This window comes from Haloarcula pelagica, from assembly GCF_030127105.1.
Taxonomy (GTDB): Archaea; Halobacteriota; Halobacteria; order Halobacteriales; family Haloarculaceae; genus Haloarcula; species Haloarcula pelagica.
Window position 1 is genome coordinate 2,284,911 of record NZ_CP126161.1, and the last position, 14,793, is coordinate 2,299,703.

Here is a 14,793-nt window from a genome sequence, read left to right on the forward strand (position 1 = left end):
GCGCTGATGGGTCGTCGCACGCTCGTCGTCCGACCGATATCCCACGGTCGCGTCGCCGTCCGCGTCGCACATTGGGGCGTCGGCGCCGATCCGGTCGCACAGTCCCGGCCGCTTGCGACAGACCGGGCGGCCAGCGCTGTCTGGACCGACCTCGACGCCACGTACGACCGAGTGGTCGTCGTCGACGGGGGCGTCCGGAGCTACTGTGTCTGCTGGCTCGACCCGACGCTTGCGGACCCCGGCGACGTTGCGCTTGCGACGACGGCCGACCTCGATGCCCTGCGTGCGTGGTGGGTCGAGACCAAGAGCCGTGCCTGTCGGGACCGACGACGCTCCCCCAGTGTCGTCCGTTCCGGCCTGCTTCGTGCGCTGGACCGGCGGGCGCGGACCGCCCTCCCGCCCGACGACACGCCATTTTTATCGAGGGACCGCTAACCGACAGCCGTGACCGCCGAGAGTGCCGTCGAGACGCTGAGCTATCCGGCGCCCGACACCGCCCGTGACCTCGTCCAGCGGGGGATCGACCGGGGCGCGATGGTGACCCTGTTCGGGCGGTGCGCCGTCGAGTACGAGGGGCGAGCAGCGAGTTCGCTCGCCCCCGGGGATCGACATATCACGCTCAAGCCCGACGGCGCTGCGCTGGTCCACACCGACGAGGGCCAACAGCCCGTGAACTGGCAACCGCCGGGGTGTGACCACGCGGTCGCCGTCACCGACGCGGGACTGGTCGTCCGGTCGACCCGGGAGACACCCGCCGAGGAACTGGAGATCACGTTCGAGCGGGTGGCTCACGCCGCCGCCTTCGACGTGAGCGACCCCGAGGACCTGGCGCTGACCGGGACCGAGGCGGACCTCAAAGAACGCATCCTCGACGCGCCGGCCCTCGTCGAGGACGGCCTCACGCCGCTCGCGACCGAGCGCGAGACGCCCGCCGGCGCGGTCGACATCTACGCCGAAGACGCTGCCGGCCGCACCGTCGTCCTCGAACTGAAACGGCGCCGGGTCGGCCCCGACGCGGTCGGCCAACTCGACCGCTACGTCGACGCGCTCGCGCGGGAGCTCCACACGGAGACCGAAGTCCGCGGAATCCTGGTCGCGCCGTCGCTGACCGACCGCGCGCGACAACTGCTGGCAGAGAAGGGCCTGGAGTTCGTCGCGCTCGAACCGCCCTAGCGCTCGTACACGGTGACACGCTCGTCGGTGACGACGATTCGGTACCCCCGGTAACTGAACGCGAGGTGTTCGACCGCGGATTCGCCGTCGAACAGCGACGCCAGGGCGTCGGTGTCGACCGCGTCGTTCAGCGGCGGGAGCGCGTCGACTGGGACGCCGTCGACCGCGGCCACCGTCCGGACGACGTGGTGTGGCACCGGCTCGTGCCCGTCGCTGTGGGACTCGGTCAGCGGCCGTTTGTCCCGGACATGCCGTGGCTGGGAAACCATACACTTCGTTGCCGTTTCGACGGTAAGTTATGTATGCCTAACAAGATAGGCAGAGTGACACTCTCGGCGGAGCGATACGGGCCGCTGTGAAGGAGAACGCTATGCCTACTCGTGTATCGTGACGGTGCCGTCGAAGTCGACGCACACACGATAGCCGGCGTACTCGAACGTGATCCGGCCGTCGGTCGTCGAGGACGTGACGAACGCGGCGAGACCGTCCGTATCGACGGCCGCTCCGAGTGGGGGTAGTTTCGTCACCGGTCGGCCGTCCACGGCTGCGACCGCCTGAACGACCGTCTCGACGACGCCCCGGTTCTCGACCTGTGTCTCGGTCAACGGCGGAGGGTGTTCTGGCACGAGTTTCTGGCTCCGTCCCTGGATACGACTGCCACACACAAGGGGTGTGTGGCTAGCTGTTTAACCACCGCTTACCCGCGGTCGGACGAACATACTTGTCGCCTGGTGTGGTAGTAACGGGCATGGATTCCCACGGTGGTGACGAACGTGGTGCGACGCGCCTGGAGTTCGATCTCTCGGCCAGTACGTACCCGTTCGTCCTCGCGTCGGGACATGCGTCGTGTACGATCTCGCTGCAGCAGTGTCTCCCGAGCGGTGACGGGCTGTACACCGAGTTTTTCACCGTAGAGGGGGCCGACCCGGAGCGGTTCGTGGGGTTCGTGGAGGACGGGCGAGGAGAGGCCCGGGTCCTGAACCGAACCGACGACGGTGGACTCGTCGAGGTCGCCGTCGGGGAGCACTGCCCGGTCGTGACGCTCGCCGACGCCGGCGCGGTCCCGCGGACGGCCAGAGGGGCGGACGGAAACGGCGCGATCGTCGCCGACGTGCCGACGGCGACCGACACCGCCGTCGTGATCGAGTCGTTCCTCGACGCTCATCCGGCGGCCGAGCTGGCGGCGAAACAACAGCGCGAGTCGATCGCCCCGCTGTTCGGGTTCCGGGACTACGCGGCTCTCACGGACACGCTGACCGACCGCCAGCGCGACGTGCTGGCGACGGCACACGAGGCCGGATACTACGAGTGGCCCCGTGAGACTACCGCCGAGGAGTTAGCGAGCAGACTGGACATCTCCGCGCCGACGCTGCACAAGCACCTCCGGATGGCCGAACGGAAGCTCGCCGCCGCGCTGCTTGCCTGTCCACACGAGGAGTCGGCGCTCGACGACTGACTACTCGATCCGGTCCGCCAGCGTCGCCAGCGTGTTCATCGCCTCCAGGGGCGTCATCGTCGCCACGTCGGTCTCCCGAAGCGTCTCCCGGACCGACGCCGGGAGGGTCCCGTCCGCCGTGTCGGGGTCGTCCACCGCTCCGTGGCCGTCCTGCTCGGGATCGCCGGTCGAGTGCTCGTCTGATCTCCCCGGCCGGTCCCGGTCTAACAGCGCCCGTGAGCGTTCGACGACGGCATCGGGTACGCCGGCCATCTCGGCCACCTCGACGCCGTAGGAGGCCCCGGCCGGCCCGGCCGCGAGTTCGTGGTCGAAGACGACCTCGTCGCCGGGACTGGTCTCGAAGTGGCGGTTGACGACGCCGGGCAGGTCGGCCGCCGCGTCGGTCAGATCGTGGTGGTGGGTCGCAAACAGCGTGTAGGCGCCGACCTCGTCGTGGAGGTACTCCGTGACAGCCCGTGCGATCGCCAGCCCGTCGGCCGTCGAGGTCCCGCGCCCGACCTCGTCCAGCAGGACCAGCGAGTCCGTCGTCGCCGACTGGAGGATCGTCGCGAGTTCGCTCATCTCGATCATGAACGTCGAGCGCCCGCCGGCGATGTCGTCGCTGGCGCCGACCCGCGTGAACACCCGGTCCAGGATCGGGACGGACGCGGACTCGGCAGGGACGAAACTCCCGGCCTGGGCCAGCAGGCAGAGACAGGCGACCTGGCGCATGTAGGTCGACTTCCCGCTCATGTTGGGGCCAGTGATGACCGCGAAGTGGGGCGAGTCCTCGTCGCCGGCGTGGTCGCCGACGGCGCCCAGGTGCGTGTCGTTGGGGACGAAGGCGTCCTCGGCCCGCTCGACGACTGGATGGCGACCCGCCGTGATGTCGATGCCGTCGGCACCCACGGCCGGCCGGACGTAGTCGTGCCGGGCGGCGACGGTCCCGAACGAGACCAGCACGTCCAACCGCGCGAGCCGGTCGGCGAGCGCCTGGACCCGCTCGGCCTCGTCGGCGACCGTCTCCCGGACCGCCCGGAAGAGGTCGTACTCCAGGTCGTCGGCGGCCGTCTCGGCCCGCATGATCTCCTCCTCGCGGGCCTTCAGTTCCGGCGTGTAGAACCGCTCGCTGTTTTTCAGCGTCTGGCGGCGCTGGTAGTCCTCGGGCACCGCGTCGAGGTTGGCGTTTGTCACCTCGATGTAGTAGCCGTGGACGCTGTTGTGGCCGACCTTCAGCGAGTCGATGCCGGTCCGCTCGCGTTCCGTCGATTCGAGGTCGTCGATCCACTGTTTGCCCGATCGCTCGGTCGAGCGCAACTCGTCCAGTTCGTCGTCGTACCCCTCCCTGATGACCCCGCCCTCGGTGATCTCCTGGGGCGGATCGGGCCGGATCGCGGCCTCGATCTCCTCGCGCACGTCGCTCAGCGGGTCGAGTGTGGCGTGCAGGTCCGCGAGCAGCCGCGCGTCGGCGTCGGCCACCTGCTCGCGGATGTCGGGGACGACCCCGAGTGTCGCGGCCAGCGACCGCAGGTCCCGGGCGTTCGCCCGGCCCCGCGAGACCCGCGAGATCAGCCGTTCGAGGTCGTACACCTCGCTCAGCAGTTCGTGCAGTCGCTCCCGAGTGGCGGGGTCCCGTTTCAGCGCCCCGACGGCCTCGTGACGGCCGGCGATACGGTCCTCGTCCAGCAGCGGCCGCCGGAGCCAGTCGGTCAGCTCCCGCCGGCCGAGCGCACACGCCGTCTCGTCGACGGTGTCGACCAGTGTCCGGTTCTCGTGGCCCCGCACCGACCGGCGCTCGAACAGCTCCAGGCTCTCGACGGCGACGGCGTCCAGCAGCATGTACTGGCGCGGGTCGTACCGCGTGAGGTGGTTGAGATACCCCAGTGTCTCCGTGGGGTCGTCCTCGCCGGTCGGCTCCCCGTCCGGGCCGACCGCGCCGCTGTTGCCCCGCGTGTACTCCGCGTAGGCCAGCAGGGCGCCACAGGCCTGGATCTCGCTGTCGCCGGCCAGCAGCCGTTCGGGCGGGCCGAAGTACCGCCCGACGAGGTCGGCGGCCGCCTCACGCTCGAAGACCGACGGGTCGTACGCCGAGACGAGACACGAGGGGCCAAAGACAGCCTCCTCGTCGATGTCGACACCGGGACCGACGATAGCCTCGGCGGGGCCGAAGCGGCTCAGCTCGTCCGTGACGGCCGTCTCCGAGCCGACGCTGGTCGCGTAGCAGTCGCCGGTCGAGACATCCAGCAGCGCCAGCCCGTACTCGTCGCCGCGGGCCAGCGCCGCGACGTAGTTGTTGTCCGCACCCCCCAGCAGTTCGGCTTCGGTCAGGGTGCCGGGCGTGACGATCCGGGTCACCGCCCGCTCGACGACGCCGGTGACCGCGTCCGGGTCTTCGACCTGATCGGCGATGGCGACCCGGTAGCCCGCGTCCAGCAGCGTCTCGACGTACGATTCGGCGTTGTCGATGGGGATGCCGGCCATCGGGTACTCGCCGGTGGAGTCGGTCCGCTGTGTCAGCGTGATCTCACAGAGCCGTGCGACCCGCTCGGCCGCCTCACAGAAGGCCTCGTAGAAGTCCCCGACCTGGAAGAGCACGAGCGCGTCGTCGTACTGCCGACACAGCTCGAAGTACTGGGCCATCATCGGCGTCAGCTCGTCGTCCAGCTCGGCCATCTTCTCGGGTGGGCCAAGCGCAGCGTCCATGCACGACCCGGGGAGTCGGGCGGGCAAATACCCCACGGTCGGCCGGCTCAGGCGTCGCCGTCGGGGTGTGGCTCGTCGGATCGGTGGCCGTCGGGTCGCTCCCCGTCCGTCGGGTCCCCCTCGCCGTCGGCGTCCGTATCCAGTGGATCGACCCCCGCCGCGTCCTCGTCCAGCGGCTCCTCGGGGGCGTCGTAGCGGAACCACTGCTCGCGCCCGAGCACGAGACAGACCCTCCTGTCGAGGTCCTCGATGACCCTGTTGTCAGTGTCGATGGCCACGTCGACGAGGCCTTCGAGGGAGTCGACGGTCACCGTCGGCGGCTCGTCGGCCCGCCTGGGCACCCGACCGGTGGTGATCCACTCGTCGAACTCCGCGCGCGTCTCCCGGTACGCGAGCCACTGGCGCTCGGCCTCGGAGACCGTCAGCCGGCCGGTGCGCCGCGCGGCGACGAGGCCGACCAGCCCACACAGCCCGACACCGAGAGCCAGGGGGCCGCCGAGACGACGGATCGGGCCGTATTCGGCCGGCACGGTGATACGCTCGCTCTGGCTGTCGGACGCGACGGCCGGTTCCGAGTCCTCGACGCGGAAGACGCTCCCGTCGGCCGTGATGCGCAGCCGGTTCGTCCTGGTGGCGTCGACCGGCTGGCCGTTCCGGGTCCCCGAGACGTTCGTCCGGGCGACCAGGGCGACTTCGAGCGTCCCGGGGGACCCGCCGAGTCGCTCCTCGATCCGCCGGGCCTCCGTGACGGCCGCCGTGGCGTTCACCGAGAACGGCACGCTCGTCCGTTCGTTCGGCGAGAGCGAGTCGACGGTCGTCTCCGCGACCGGTCGTTCGACCGACCAGTAGACGGAGCCGTTCTCGCCCTCGCCCGTATCGACCGAGCGAAAGACCAGTGCGATCGTCGTGGTCGCGTTCAGAGCGCCCCCGTCGCTCGCCGCGTAGGCGTAGGTCGCCGACCCGTTCAACCGCGGGCTGACCCGCTGGAAGTAGACGCTCCGGTTCCGGAGCACCGTTCCCTCGGCGAAGGCCTCGCTCCCGTTGACGACACGCGCCCGATGCGAGAAATCGAGCGTGGATCGCCAGGAGGAGGCCTCACGGGTCTCCGTCGTCGTCCCCGGTTCGACGTGGGTCGCGTAGGTGACGTAGCCACCGACGGCCCCGACGAGCAGGAGGACGGCGACGAGTACGGCGTAGTTGTCAGCGACGAGCGTCCGCAGGCGACGGCTCCGACGGGTCATTCCATTTGGGATACTGGTTACTCTGTGGTAATCTCTTGGATTGTAACACTACCTGAACCGGGAACGGAGTCGATCGAGCGAGGATGGGGCGTCCCGCGACCGCGAGCGCACCCGACCGGTGTCGACGAGCGCGGCCCCGAGCACGTAGAACGACCCCGCAAGCAGCGCGTCGATAGTGACGATCGGCGCCCACGGGTGGATCCGGTAGAGGCTCCGGATCGTCGACTGCGGCAGGAGGTGGAGATAGCGGTGCTCGACGACGAAGTAGCGGTAGTAGCCGGTGTCTTCCGGAGCCGTGATACTGAGCGTGGCGTTGACCGTCGACCGCGCCGGCACCACCGTCTCTCGGGGTTCGAACGTGACGCCCTCGGTCACGGGTTCAACGTACGTGACCATCGGGACGAACCCGCCGTTGCCCAGCACGTACCGGGTCGATTCGGTCGTCCCCTGCTCGATGACACGGAGCCCCGGGGAGTCGCTCTCGGAGCTGATGACGCCGAACTCCTGTGGGCCGGCCGGGCCGACCATCGCGGCTGTCGCCGACAGCACGACCGCTCCCGCCAGGACGAGCAGGATCAGCCGGGCGCTCACGCCGGTCTGCCGGGACGTGTCCCGCCCCTCGCGGTTCCGGTCCCCGCCGACCAGGAGATCGACGACGTAGGCCGCGACCGAGAGCGCGACGAGCAGGTACGCGACCCCCTGTGTCCCGAGCAGCGACCGTGTCCCGGCGAGTTGTGCCAGCCGTTGCTGGACCGCTCCCAGTGTCTCCTGTGTCCCCGTCACGAGAACGCCGACGCCAGGGACGGAGACGACCGTCCCCCCCGGTTGCCAGACGACGGCGACGATCTGTGCGTCCGTCACCGGGGGTTCGCCGCCGTCCTGGTCGGTAAACGGGTTGTTGTCCCCGCGGGTGACGTAGCCCCGGTCGGTCCGGTCGACGACCCGGTGGGTCGTCAGCCCGCCGCCCTGGATCTCCTCGGCCCGGAACGTGACGACATCGCCCTCGTCGACCGGACCCGCCAGCGCCGCCGGAATCGCGACGAACCCGTCGCCCGGGTCCAGCGTCGGCTGCATACTCCCCGTCGTGACGTAGCCCAGCAGGACCGGCTGTCCGAGGAGCTGTCCGACGACCATCGACACGAGGAACAGGACGACAACCACCTCTAGCAGTGTCTCGACCCAACTCCACACCCTCATCGCCAGCGATTGGTCCTCCACGTATAAATTCCTGCTGGCCTGACAGGAACTCGCGACCGGTTCACGCCGACAGCCGCTCCTCGATCGACACCAGCGTGAACGACCCGATAAAGCCCAGCGCGTACCCGACGAGGTGGACGTACAGGTTCAACACGCCGTCCCCGACGATCGGGTCGATGGGGAACGTGACGAACGGAACGGCGAGGAACAGGCCGGTCGCGAGGACGAACAACTCGAAGTGGCCGGGCCGGGTCGTCGTCGTGCGAAGCGCTGTCGTGAGTGCCGTGACGTGGTCGCGTACCGCCAGCGTGTACAGCACCAGCACCAGCGTGAGCGCTGCAACGAGGCCGATCAGCGACGCGACCAGCACCGAGGTGACCGGGACGGTGACACCGCGGACCGGCACGCTCACCCGGTTGGTGGCGACGGCGCCCAGCGTCAGTACCGTGATGAGCTGGAGACCGAGAAAGAACAGCAGCGGCGCGGTCGCGTGCGTCGGGGCCACGTCGAACCGCCGGTCCAGATGCGCGGCGATCGCCAGCGGGAGGTACCCGAACAGCGCCATCGCCACGCCCGAAAACCCGACGCTGACGCCCTCGCGGACGATCGCCAGGTTCAGGTACGACAGCGCCGGCGGACAGACGAGGACCAGCGAGACGAACACGACCCGGAACCGTTGCCGGTGGCCGCTCGCGACGCTCAGGGCGTAGCCGGTCGGCGCGAGGACGCCGTACGCGAGGAGGTTCCGTTGCAGATGCGACCCGTCCAGGTGGACGAACGGCGAGGCGATCGCCGTCCCGACCGACGGGGCGGCGTACTCGAAGACGAGCGCCCGGCGAACGGGGAGCGGCAGCGACGCGACCGCGAGCAACACCGCGGGCACCGCGAGCAGGAGCGCGACATCGACGACGGTAGCGCGGTCGAACAGCCGGCTCACCGTCCGCGCCGTGACCGTCCGATCGGCAGCAGACTGCTCGCCCGGTCCGTTCATTCCGGTTCGATGTCGTCCCCCCGGCGTTCGGCGGCCCGGCGCAGGAGATACGCGAGCAGGAGCAGTGCGAGGAGCCCCCCCAGGACGACTCCCGGACGCTGTGCGAACCCGCCCAGTTCCGTCGGCTGCCCGCCGGCGGAGCCACCGTCTACGGCCCCACCGGCGGCCGTCGTCTGGTTCCGCGTCGGCGTCGCGGTCCCGCCGTCTGTCCCGCCCACCGACGAGGAGACGCGGCCGTCGGTCGTCGGGGTCGGCGTGCCGGTTGCCTGGGGGGTCGGTGTCGACCCGTCGCCGTCGTCTCCGTTTTCGCTCGGTCGGCTGGGGGTCGCGATCGGCGTCGAGTCGTCCGACGGATCGGGCGTCGCGGTCGGCGTCGGTTCCCGACGGTCGGTCCGGTCCGTGTCGTCGTCATCGTCGTCGACCCGTTCGGGCACCGACGTTGGGACCGGCGTCGGTTCCGGAGTCGCCGTCGGCTCCGGCGTAGGGATCGGCTCGGGCGTCGCCGTCTCCGTCGGCGGCGGCGTCGATCCGTCGGGGGTCTCGGCGTGGACGGTGAACGAGTCGGCTTGGTCGACATCGTGTTCTCCGCGGGTGTCGATCCGCAACCCGACGTGGACCGTCATGTTCGGTCCGAGCACGACCGCGTTCGCCTCCCGTTCGAGGGAGCCGGCCGCCCCGCCGCTCCGGTAGAACCGGACATCCTCGGCGTCGTCCGTCAGCCACACCTTGGCCTGGTCGGAGCCCGTGTACGTGATCGTGAATACGTTGCCGATTCGGGTCGTCGCGTCCTCTTTGACGCCGTCCGCGTCGGCGTAGGGGTTCGACTCACTCAACAGGAGTTCTATTTCGCCCTCCTCGTTGAGCACCGCGTACTTGCCGTTGTCGCCTTCCGCTGGCGCGAGGTGTACCTCGTCGTTGATGGCGTCGGTGCCCGACTGGGTGAACGGCGCCGCACCCGTCGGCACGAGCATCACTACCGATGCCAGTGCGAGTGCGGCGACGAGGGCGAGTGCGCGTCGGGACACGGTGGTCTCACCGGGTGTTGTAGTCACTACGATTTTGTATTTCTCTCTATGCGGGGGCGAAAAGACTGTTAGACGGTGTTTCGAAACCCTGTCAAACGCTGTCTAGATCGCTGACCACGCCGAAACCGCGGACCAGAACTGCAAATACTCTGATTCCCTTCCAATGAGGAGGACGCTACTGGATATGGTGATAGCTGGGTGTACCGCCAGAAAGTCTGCCTCCTCCAACTCGACTCGCCAGACCGACGTATGGATCGTTGCTACGATGGAATCCCTATCTGTCAGAACGAGGGCAAAATACGGAACCGATGACGTGGACTCAGGCGGCCGTCTTCTTAGAGGACATCGGACAGCATATCTCGGTTTCCACCGGTGGCAGCATGGATCGTCAGCGTTCCACCAGCGTCGTTGTCGGTCGAGCCCTTCGTTTCGATTGTCGCTTCGACATCGACACCGTCGGGCTGCACGAGCTTCGGGATATTGTCGACATCGCTGTAGTCATCGACACGTAGCGAAGTGCCCGCAGAAATTGCGACCGCCTCTTCACCGGACGCGGTCAGTTCGAGCGATTCGAGATTGAAACCGCTCGCTTCGATGACCACTCGCATATCTCCCGTGCCAGAAATGTTACTGATGCGGAACAGCTCCCCGAAATTGTACGTCGAGTCGGGGTTGAGCCCTTCCGCATCACCGGGGAAGATACCGAGGTCGCTGTCCGAGTTGAAATCGAGTTCGAGTTGTCCGTCGCTGGTGCCGGAGGCGTACGTGTCGTTGAGTGCCTGGATCTCGACGAACCCACTCGAGTCCGCGGCGACGTTCACTTCGGCAGTTCTTTCTGCTTCCGCTGTCTCGAAGGCGCCGGTACCCATTGCGGCCGCCGAACCGGCCGCGAGCGATCCCATTCCGATCAGGAATTTGCGTCGTTGCATTGGTAGTCTCCTTTATGGCACCCACCCCCACAGGGTCGGTGCGCTATCGGATACAAGAGACGCCACGGGGATTGTAGTCCGCTCTTTGAGTCAGATAACAGACCGATTGAGCGGCGGTATACTGACTTTGAACCGGACTGGCAACCCGGTTTGACCAACTTCACGCAGGCGACCTTGGTCCGGGCCACCTTCGAAAGAACTGTTGCGGAGCGGTACGCTCTTGCAGTGAGGCGCTGGCTCGGATGGACTCCCCGACACAATAATTGTAACCGTGGTTCGGAAGTCTGTCGCCCTCGACACGGTTGTCTACGTTCAGAACGCACCCCCGACTGGATTAGTGGGGGAGAGTTGCCCTACGACTGGCTCCCGCTCCCGTAGGGTCCGTCCGCGTCCGTGACGGCGATCGTGATTTCCCCACCTGGTAGACTCGCCACGTCCCGCGTATCGATCATCGCACCGACAAGCGTGGAGTTCCCCGAGTTGAGCCCACCGCCGCTCGCGTTGGTACTCTCGTACCCCTGGAAGTCGTCCCAGCTGGGATAGAAACTGTCCTCGGGGTAGTTCCCGCTGTACTCCTCGTAGACCTCTTTGGGAACGAACTGCCACCGGTCCGGGTTGGCCAGTCCGGATTTGTCGATCGTAATGTCCAGATTGTTTGGACCGTTGTTGATCATCCTGAACACCCCGTCGAACGTCGTCACGCTGTCCGCGTTGACACCCTGTCCACCGTCGCCGTTGTCGTCGAAGTTCAACACCAGTTGTTTGCCGTTCACCTGCGCGTACGGTGAGGTCGCTTCCAGCCCCAGATAGGCGGATTCGTCGCCGGCCACACTGACGTTGACACTCCGGGTTGCTTCAGTACTTGCAAACGCACCGGTACCCGTTGCGGCGGCCGCGCCGGCCGCGAGCGATCCCATTCCGATCAGAAACTTGCGTCGTTGCATTGGTAGTCTCCTCGTGGCACCCACCCCCACAGGGTCGGTGCGCCATCAGTTACCAGACACGCAATGGATATTGTAGTAGGCTCTATGACACGAGCACATAGGCCGATTGAACCGCGGCATACGCCGTTTGAACCGACGGACCCATCCGACGAAGTGGTGCATACTGAGTGAGAAACCAGGAATAGACCGTTTGAAAGCCCCTCTGACCGTGTCCGATCGACGACGCTCACGTCGGCCCAAAACGGACGCCAGTACGCCCGTACGACCGGGATTGTCGGGTTCGTGAAGGGATCAGGTCGACAGAAAGCGGCGTACTCCTCACATCAATATTCAAAACGAACAACAAGCTTATGCCGTTCTGATATACAGGTAACCTGTAGGGATTACGAACACTACTGCAGCGTTCGAGACTTCCAGGGGTGGGAGGTACATGAGCAAATCGCAATCACGAAGCACCGGTGGCATCGACATCGATCAGTTGCGGGTACCGGAGGACGACGGTCGAAACGAATCACTGACACGCGACGAGATATTCGAGATGTTGAGCAACCGGCGACGCCGGTTCGTCATCCAGTACCTGAAAAACGAGGAGGAGGCCGGGACGCTCTCCGATCTGGCGGAACACGTCGCGGCGTGGGAGAACGACAGCACCGTCCCGGAGCTCTCGGCGAGCGAGCGCAAGACGGTGTACTCGTCGCTCCAGCAGTTCCACCTCCCGAAGATGGACGACGCCGGCATCGTCGAGTTCGACCGGCGGGCGGGCGTCGTCGAACTCACCGACGCCGCGTCGGAGCTGGACATCTATCTGGAGATCGTCGACCAGTACGACATCCCGTGGAGTTTCTACTACATGGGTATCAGCGCCATCGGGGCCATCCTGGTCGGACTGGCCTCGCTGGGCGTCCAGCCGTTCGCCGCGATCCCGCCAGCCGGATGGACGGTCTTCCTCCTCGGGACATTCGGCGTCTCGTCGGTATCGCACTTCCTCCTCTCGCGGGGGATGCGACTGGAGTCCGCCGAGACCCCGGCGGAGGTCGACGATGTATAAACACCTCGCGCTCGCGCTCGCACTGACAGCGGCCGCGACGCTGGCCGTCTCGACGGAGGGGTTCAGTTCGGTGTCGGCCGACCGGCAGGTGTCCGTCGAAGTGGTCGGCGACGAGGACGCGTACATGTCCTTGCGGTACGCGGACACCGCTGAGGGCGCCGATTCGGGCGAATCGGTCGCGTTCGTGACGGTGAGTAACTACTTCAACCAACCGGTCGATCTCACCGTCGAGTACGCCGTCGACTCCGACGAGATAGCCGACCCGACCGAACACGTCGACCGGTACGACGATGTCGGCGTCGGCGAGTCGGTCGACGTGTCGACGGCTGTCGAGTGTCCGCCCGGTGGCACGGAACAGCGCGTCGTCTCGTTCGATGTCTCGGCGGACGGCGACAGTGTGTACGCCGAGACGACCAGCCCGCGGACGGTCGAGTACGAAGTCGACTGTCCGGACCAGCGAGCAGCGACCGGGGTGACGTTCCAGGGCAAGAGCGGTAACGCCAAAGCCTCGGGACTCGGTTCCGACGCCGACCGGAACGCGACCGTCTGGCTGCTCGACGAGGGCGAGATCGAGTCGACCGAAATCGAGGTGCCAGGGAGTGGGAACCTCCGACCAGTCATCGATGGCGATGGAGCGATCGCCGCCGTCTCGCTCGACGAAACCGATACGACCTACGTCCATCCCCTCCTCCGTCGGACGAATGGTAATTTGGAGATCCGCGGTGGGTCGGCCAAGGATGCGGATCCGATCTGTGGAGGCCATGTTTCCCCGTCGGATCTGGACGAGAATGATGGCGAACTCGCCTGTCCGTAGCTCCGTCGAGCACTCTTCTTCGCCTGTCGTCCCGACAATACAACGTTTTTGCGCCCGATAGCGTAGCGGCGCTGTGACTCCGACACACGACCGTCCCACAACAGTCCACACACGCGACGAACTCGACGATAGCCTGGCGAGCGCCGAGCGGGTCCTCGTGATGGTCCGCACCGAGGGGTGTACGATCTGCCAGTCGATGGAGCCGATCCTGGACAACGTCGCCCGTGCGACCGACGCGCGTGTCGTCGTCTTCAACCCGAAGGCAGACCTCGACGCCGTGGCCGCATTCGACGTACGCTCGGTGCCGACGTTCCTGCTGTTCGTCGACGGCGAACTCGTCGACCGGCGCGCGGACGGCTTCGTCCCGACGGCGGATCTCGTTGCCTTCGTCGAGCGCGAGTAACGCTGTCTCGGACTGTGACACACCGTCCGAACGCTTTTGTCCCCGTTCGGTGAACGCTGGAGTGATGTCCCTCCAGATCGGCCCCGTCGTCAGCGGGGCCTTCGACCGACTCGTCAGTCGCACCGGCGCGATCCTTCTCCTGAGCTATGCGGTCCTCATGCTCGCGATCCAGTCGATGGTGAACACCGTCTTCGCGGCGCTGTATCGGCAGGCTGGATTCGACGCGGCGGTCGAGGTGTTGCCGCTCGTCCTCGACATCCCGCTGGGGCTCGCTGCAGGGGGTGTCCTCGTCGCCAGCGTGCTCTCGGCGTATCTCTCGATCGTCGCCGTTCGGACCTTCGTCGCCGGCACGAGGGAGTCGTTCCCGGCGGACGCGCTGACCCGGAACGTCCCGCTCGCCGTCCTGAACCTCTTCGTCGGCGGACTGGTCTACGGGGTGCTCGTGTTCGCGGGGTCGCTGTTGCTCCTCGTTCCGGGGCTCTTCCTGTACGTCGCGCTCGTGTTCATGGTCCCGTACGTCGCTGTCGAGGACCGGAACTTCGTGGCCGCGCTCCGGCGCAGCTACGCGCTCACCGCGGGCAACCGGATCGCCCTGTTCGGCCTCCTGGTGCTGTTGGTCGCCGTCGGCGCTGTCTTCGGCGGCATGGTCGGGTTCGGCGCGTCGCTCTTGCTGCCGGCCGCGCTGGCCCAGCTCGCGATCACGCTGGTCCAGGCGCCGGTGTCGCTCGTCTCGCTCGCGGTGATCTCGGTCGCTTTCCGTCAGCTCCGGGACGCCGAAACCGGGGACTCCCGGCCGGGGACGCCGGACGACAGCGGGACTGCGGCCGCACTCTGAGCGGCTCCCGGCCCGTCGCTCGTTCCCAGCGTGATCGACGTGATACGCCGTCCGG

At 67.2% G+C, this 14,793-nt stretch carries 16 protein-coding genes; 7 read left to right on the forward strand and 9 right to left on the reverse strand.

The features are described from left to right. The first annotated feature begins 6 nt into the window (after positions 1-6). Both P1L40_RS11995 and nucS read left to right on the forward strand, forming a co-directional pair. Positions 7-435: a hypothetical protein gene (locus P1L40_RS11995; protein ID WP_284007272.1), complete on the forward strand. Its 429-nt coding sequence runs from the start codon at positions 7-9 to the stop codon at positions 433-435. 9 nt (positions 436-444) lie between these two features. Then, positions 445-1,173, forward strand: coding sequence for an endonuclease NucS (gene nucS / locus P1L40_RS12000; protein ID WP_284007274.1), 729 nt, complete (start codon positions 445-447; stop codon positions 1,171-1,173). Here the strand turns inward: nucS and P1L40_RS12005 are convergent. Together P1L40_RS12005 and P1L40_RS12010 are read right to left on the reverse strand one after the other, a co-directional pair. Next, positions 1,170-1,442: a HalOD1 output domain-containing protein gene (locus P1L40_RS12005; RefSeq protein WP_284007275.1), complete on the reverse strand. Its 273-nt coding sequence runs from the start codon at positions 1,440-1,442 to the stop codon at positions 1,170-1,172. The two genes, nucS and P1L40_RS12005, sit on opposite strands and share 4 nt — an antisense overlap. A 105-nt stretch (positions 1,443-1,547) precedes the next feature. Continuing rightward, positions 1,548-1,799: a HalOD1 output domain-containing protein gene (locus P1L40_RS12010; protein ID WP_284007276.1), complete on the reverse strand. Its 252-nt coding sequence runs from the start codon at positions 1,797-1,799 to the stop codon at positions 1,548-1,550. A gap of 122 nt (positions 1,800-1,921) precedes the next feature. Here P1L40_RS12010 and P1L40_RS12015 point away from each other — a divergent pair, with 122 nt between their 5' ends. After that, a complete protein-coding gene (locus P1L40_RS12015; protein ID WP_284007278.1) occupies positions 1,922-2,629 on the forward strand; it encodes a helix-turn-helix domain-containing protein in 708 nt (235 codons plus the stop codon). Here P1L40_RS12015 and mutS read toward each other — a convergent pair whose 3' ends face one another. The 7 genes from mutS to P1L40_RS12050 all read right to left on the reverse strand — a co-directional run bounded on the left by mutS (position 2,630) and on the right by P1L40_RS12050 (position 11,638). Then, complete coding sequence (gene mutS / locus P1L40_RS12020) at positions 2,630-5,311, reverse strand: DNA mismatch repair protein MutS (protein WP_284007280.1); 2,682 nt, start codon at positions 5,309-5,311, stop codon at positions 2,630-2,632. 47 nt (positions 5,312-5,358) lie between these two features. Further along, positions 5,359-6,552: a DUF5305 domain-containing protein gene (locus P1L40_RS12025; RefSeq protein WP_284007282.1), complete on the reverse strand. Its 1,194-nt coding sequence runs from the start codon at positions 6,550-6,552 to the stop codon at positions 5,359-5,361. A gap of 48 nt (positions 6,553-6,600) precedes the next feature. Further along, positions 6,601-7,749, reverse strand: a complete 1,149-nt coding sequence (locus P1L40_RS12030) for a S26 family signal peptidase (protein ID WP_284007283.1) — start codon at positions 7,747-7,749, stop codon at positions 6,601-6,603. A 61-nt stretch (positions 7,750-7,810) separates the two neighbouring features. Continuing rightward, the gene (locus P1L40_RS12035) at positions 7,811-8,740 is read right to left on the reverse strand and encodes a hypothetical protein (protein ID WP_284007285.1); all 930 of its coding nucleotides are present in this window, start codon (positions 8,738-8,740) and stop codon (positions 7,811-7,813) included. Next, positions 8,737-9,765: a hypothetical protein gene (locus tag P1L40_RS12040; protein WP_284007287.1), complete on the reverse strand. Its 1,029-nt coding sequence runs from the start codon at positions 9,763-9,765 to the stop codon at positions 8,737-8,739. Before P1L40_RS12040 ends, P1L40_RS12035 begins: the two co-directional genes overlap by 4 nt. Positions 9,766-10,100: 335 nt before the next feature. Further along, positions 10,101-10,694, reverse strand: a complete 594-nt coding sequence (locus tag P1L40_RS12045) for a DUF1102 domain-containing protein (RefSeq protein WP_284007288.1) — start codon at positions 10,692-10,694, stop codon at positions 10,101-10,103. A 353-nt stretch (positions 10,695-11,047) separates the two neighbouring features. Then, on the reverse strand, positions 11,048-11,638 hold the full coding sequence (locus P1L40_RS12050) for a hypothetical protein (protein ID WP_284007290.1): 591 nt from the start codon (positions 11,636-11,638) through the stop codon (positions 11,048-11,050). Positions 11,639-12,068: 430 nt separating this feature from the next. Here P1L40_RS12050 and P1L40_RS12055 point away from each other — a divergent pair, with 430 nt between their 5' ends. The 4 genes from P1L40_RS12055 to P1L40_RS12070 all read left to right on the forward strand — a co-directional run bounded on the left by P1L40_RS12055 (position 12,069) and on the right by P1L40_RS12070 (position 14,738). Beyond that, entirely contained in the window at positions 12,069-12,686 is a 618-nt protein-coding gene (locus tag P1L40_RS12055; RefSeq protein ID WP_284007291.1) for a DUF7344 domain-containing protein, read from the forward strand. Then, positions 12,679-13,500, forward strand: a complete 822-nt coding sequence (locus tag P1L40_RS12060; RefSeq protein WP_284007293.1) for a hypothetical protein — start codon at positions 12,679-12,681, stop codon at positions 13,498-13,500. Before P1L40_RS12055 ends, P1L40_RS12060 begins: the two co-directional genes overlap by 8 nt. A 73-nt stretch (positions 13,501-13,573) precedes the next feature. Further along, positions 13,574-13,903 carry a thioredoxin family protein gene (locus P1L40_RS12065; RefSeq protein ID WP_284007294.1) on the forward strand — a complete coding sequence of 110 codons (330 nt, stop codon included), beginning with the start codon at positions 13,574-13,576 and terminating at the stop codon, positions 13,901-13,903. Positions 13,904-13,967: 64 nt separating this feature from the next. After that, positions 13,968-14,738: a DUF7847 domain-containing protein gene (locus P1L40_RS12070; protein WP_284007295.1), complete on the forward strand. Its 771-nt coding sequence runs from the start codon at positions 13,968-13,970 to the stop codon at positions 14,736-14,738. Positions 14,739-14,793 lie beyond the last annotated feature (55 nt).

Excerpts from the sequence above, each read along its gene's own strand:
- P1L40_RS11995 (WP_284007272.1), top strand. The coding sequence starts at position 7 with ATGGGTCGTCGCACGCTCGTCGTCCGACCGATATCCCACGGTCGCGTC.
- P1L40_RS12005 (WP_284007275.1), bottom strand. The coding sequence starts at position 1,442 with ATGGTTTCCCAGCCACGGCATGTCCGGGACAAACGGCCGCTGACCGAG.
- P1L40_RS12015 (WP_284007278.1), top strand. The coding sequence starts at position 1,922 with ATGGATTCCCACGGTGGTGACGAACGTGGTGCGACGCGCCTGGAGTTC.
- mutS (WP_284007280.1), bottom strand. The coding sequence starts at position 5,311 with ATGGACGCTGCGCTTGGCCCACCCGAGAAGATGGCCGAGCTGGACGAC.
- P1L40_RS12025 (WP_284007282.1), bottom strand. The coding sequence starts at position 6,552 with ATGACCCGTCGGAGCCGTCGCCTGCGGACGCTCGTCGCTGACAACTAC.
- P1L40_RS12030 (WP_284007283.1), bottom strand. The coding sequence starts at position 7,749 with ATGAGGGTGTGGAGTTGGGTCGAGACACTGCTAGAGGTGGTTGTCGTC.
- P1L40_RS12035 (WP_284007285.1), bottom strand. The coding sequence starts at position 8,740 with ATGAACGGACCGGGCGAGCAGTCTGCTGCCGATCGGACGGTCACGGCG.
- P1L40_RS12045 (WP_284007288.1), bottom strand. The coding sequence starts at position 10,694 with ATGCAACGACGCAAATTCCTGATCGGAATGGGATCGCTCGCGGCCGGT.
- P1L40_RS12050 (WP_284007290.1), bottom strand. The coding sequence starts at position 11,638 with ATGCAACGACGCAAGTTTCTGATCGGAATGGGATCGCTCGCGGCCGGC.
- P1L40_RS12055 (WP_284007291.1), top strand. The coding sequence starts at position 12,069 with ATGAGCAAATCGCAATCACGAAGCACCGGTGGCATCGACATCGATCAG.
- P1L40_RS12060 (WP_284007293.1), top strand. The coding sequence starts at position 12,679 with ATGTATAAACACCTCGCGCTCGCGCTCGCACTGACAGCGGCCGCGACG.
- P1L40_RS12070 (WP_284007295.1), top strand. The coding sequence starts at position 13,968 with ATGTCCCTCCAGATCGGCCCCGTCGTCAGCGGGGCCTTCGACCGACTC.